2 protein-coding genes and 1 pseudogene are annotated in these 3,186 nt (G+C 63.9%); all 3 read right to left on the minus strand.

Annotation, left to right across the window (positions count from 1 at the left end):
* Positions 1 to 264: 264 nt before the first annotated feature.
* Positions 265 to 1,173, minus strand: a complete 909-nt coding sequence (locus EOA22_RS28820; protein WP_013532538.1) for a DMT family transporter — start codon at positions 1,171 to 1,173, stop codon at positions 265 to 267.
* A 60-nt stretch (positions 1,174 to 1,233) separates the two neighbouring features.
* Positions 1,234 to 2,121 (minus strand): DMT family transporter, encoded by an 888-nt coding sequence (locus tag EOA22_RS28825; protein ID WP_013532537.1) that lies wholly within the window; start codon positions 2,119 to 2,121, stop codon positions 1,234 to 1,236.
* Between the two features lie 178 nt (positions 2,122 to 2,299).
* A pseudogene (locus EOA22_RS28830) lies at positions 2,300 to 3,186 on the minus strand (peptidase S10); the annotation flags it as partial.

Here is a 3,186-nt window from a genome sequence, read left to right on the forward strand (position 1 = left end):
CGGTGCCGATGGATCGGCAGCCGATCTGGCGACCCTGCTCAGCGCCAACCTTGCCTTGTCGGGCTGAATGCCCAACGAACCCGACCTTGCGGTCCCAAGTGGCAAAGAAAAAGCCGACCTTGCGGTCGGCAAGCGGCAAAGAAACAGCCGACCTTACGGTCGGCTTGGAGTAGGACGGGCCGAGGGGTTTGGGGGGACTTGGGGATGGCCCGTCGCAGCAATAATGCCTGACCCGGATGATGGTTCCATGACTGTGTCGCTTTTTTAAGAAATATTTGACGCCATGCGTTGCGAGCGCGCCATCAGCCAATCCCGCCCCGCATGGGCGAACACTGCGGTGAGCACGACGGCGCCGCCGATCATGCTGGCGGCTGGTGCAATCTCGCCCAGGAACAGGAAGGCAAACAGGATCGCGAACGGCACTTCGGCCGAACCGAGAAGCCCGGATTCGGCCGGCGGGATGAGTCGTGCGCCCTCCGTCCACAGGATCGAGGACAGCGCGAAGGACGCGCCGAAAGTGGTGAGCAGAACGGCATCTCTCGGCGAAACCGCCAGCGGATCGGTGACGAACCAACCGAGCACGAACAACAGGAATGCCGACACCGCACCGGCCCACACCACGGGCGTGTCGCGGAAGGCGCGAACCATGATCATGTAAAGGCCGCTGCCGATGGTCATCAGCAGTGCCAGTCCGTCGCCGAACAGATTGCCGGTGCCGAAGCCGGACCAGACCATGATCGCCACGCCGCACAGCGACACTGCGGCGGCGACCATCGTCTGCAACCGGAAGGGTTCGCGCGTCAGAACCCAGGCCAGCAGCGCCGTGACGAAAGGTGCTGTGGCATAGATGACAGCGACATTGGCGACGAAGGTGAACTTGAACGCCGAGATGAAAGCGATGCTGGCCAGCGCGCCTTCCACCGCCAGCAGCCAGCCGCGCCAGCCAAGCCGCAGGGTCTCACGCCCACCGGAACGGTGACGCCGCCACAGCACATAGAAGCTGATCAGGATCGCGCCGACAAAGCCGCGCCAGCAGATGATGGTCAACGGGTCGGCGTGGATTGATTTCGTCAGCACGCCCGTCAGGGCGAAGACGGCGGCTGAGGACGACACCAGGATGATGCCGAGTGTCCGCTCCGCGGCGGTGTCGGTGGCGGCTGCAATCTCAGTCATGCCGCCAGCCTACGCCGCTTGGTCCTGACATCGTAGCGTCAGCAATCATGGCCATGCACATCATAGCCGTTTGCGGAAATGCTCGGTGCCGACGATCAGCAGGCCGGCGGCGACGATCAGCGCAGCGCCCAGGAAAACTTCGCGGCGCGGCACGTCGCCCCAGATCGCAAAGCCGAGTGCGAATGCCCACAATAGCGAGGTGTATTCCAGCGGCGCGAGAACCGAGGCCGGCGTGCGCTTCATGCCTTCGAAGAGAAGATACTGCGCCAGGCCGCCGAGTGCGCCGACGCTGGCAAGCAGCAGCAGCTGGGTCCAGTCGGGTGTCCGCCACCAAAGCAACGCCGGCACCGCCGAAAACAGCAGGAAATAGAAATTGTTGAGCAGGAGCTGGATCATCGAGCGCTCGGCAAGGGCGGTCCTGCGCAAGAGCACGATGGCGATGCCCCACAAGAAGGCGGCCGCCAGCACCAGCAGCACCGGCACGGACAGGCCGAGATGGGTCGGATCGCAAGCGATGAACACGCCGGCAAAGCCGATCAGCACCGCCAGCCAGCGCAGCATCGGCACTTTTTCGCCGAGCAGGAACACCGAAAGCACGGTGACGATGATCGGGGCCGCGTAATAAACGGTGGTCAGTTCGGCGAGCTGCAGGCTGCGCGCGGCGTTGTAGTAGCAGAGCCACGCAGCAAGCGTGAAGGCACTGCGCACCAGCATCGGCCGCACGATCGGCGAGCGCATCGTGTCGGCAAACAGCTGTCGTCCGCCGATCGCCGCGCACGCGCCCAGAATGGTGATGCTGCGGAAGAACATGATCTGCCAGACGCTCATGCCGACGACCAGCAGCTTGATCGAAGCATCCTGTGTCGAAAACAGCAGATAGGCCGCACCGGTCAGCAGGATGCCTGCAAGAACCCGCTCGCGTGTTTCGAGAATGGCGATATCGGCCATAAGGCGCGTGGGACCAAATTTGCCGGAGCGGCAGAAATGCTGTGAGGAGCGACACAAGGGAGCCGTGAATTCAACTCCCTTGGTACCAAGCTATACGGGCGAAAACCCCTGCGGCGCTACGCCAGTCCGGTGCTTATATTGGGGCACGGGTCCATGGCGAGCTGCACTGTCGCCAAGCCTACTGCGTCGCCTGATAAAGCTCCGAAGCGGCTTCTTTCAGCGCGCGCCGGCCGTCGGACCTGAAATACATCATGTGCCCGCCCTCGACGACATCGAGACGGATGGGCTTGGCATTGGCGAGCGACGGGATCTGGCTCACCAGGTAGCGCGAGGCGAGGTAAGGTGTCACCAGATCGGTGTAGCCGTTAACGATCACGACGCCGAGCGAAGGGTTCAGCGAGCGTGCGCGCTGCAGATCGTCCATCACCCCGGCATAGCCTTGCCGCGAGGCGCCGGTCCCGTAATCCCAATTGTGGCTGATTTCGCCATTGAGCAGCCGATAGCTGACATCGGTGCGAAAATGCAGTTCGTCGCTGATATAGCCGACGAATGCCGACGTCAGCGCCGGCACGCTGCGGTCGAGCACCGGATCCGGGCCGGCGATGCGGGCGCTCTCGGGCGCGATGTCGGCCGTGCCGATCGTGGCGTCATAGGGGCTGAGCACCTTGCCGCTGGCGCGGGCGAACTCCCTTGCGAACAGGCCGGTGGGGATGCGGGCGGAGTTCCGCTGCACCAGGTCGAGCGGCAGGCCGGTGATGTCAGCCACGCGTTGGCTGGCCAGCCGCCTGCCTTGCTCCAGTCCGCTGGTGATTGCCGTGAGGTAATCGCCCATCGCATAATGTTCGACGTCTGCCAGCTTCTCCCGCAACGCGTCGCCGCTGACGCCTTCGGCGCGCAGGCGCACCGCAGCCAGTGAAGGCAGTTCGAGCGCCCAATGCAGCGGCTCGAATTCGTCGGGCTGCACCAGCGTGAACTCCAGCGCCGGCGAGATCAGCACGATGCCGTTCGGACTGATGCCGATATCTTCCTGCAACGTCCTGGCGAGCAGCGCTGTGCGGAACCCGC

This window comes from Mesorhizobium sp. M7A.F.Ca.US.014.04.1.1, from assembly GCF_003998745.1.
Lineage (GTDB): Bacteria > Pseudomonadota > Alphaproteobacteria > Rhizobiales > Rhizobiaceae > Mesorhizobium > Mesorhizobium ciceri.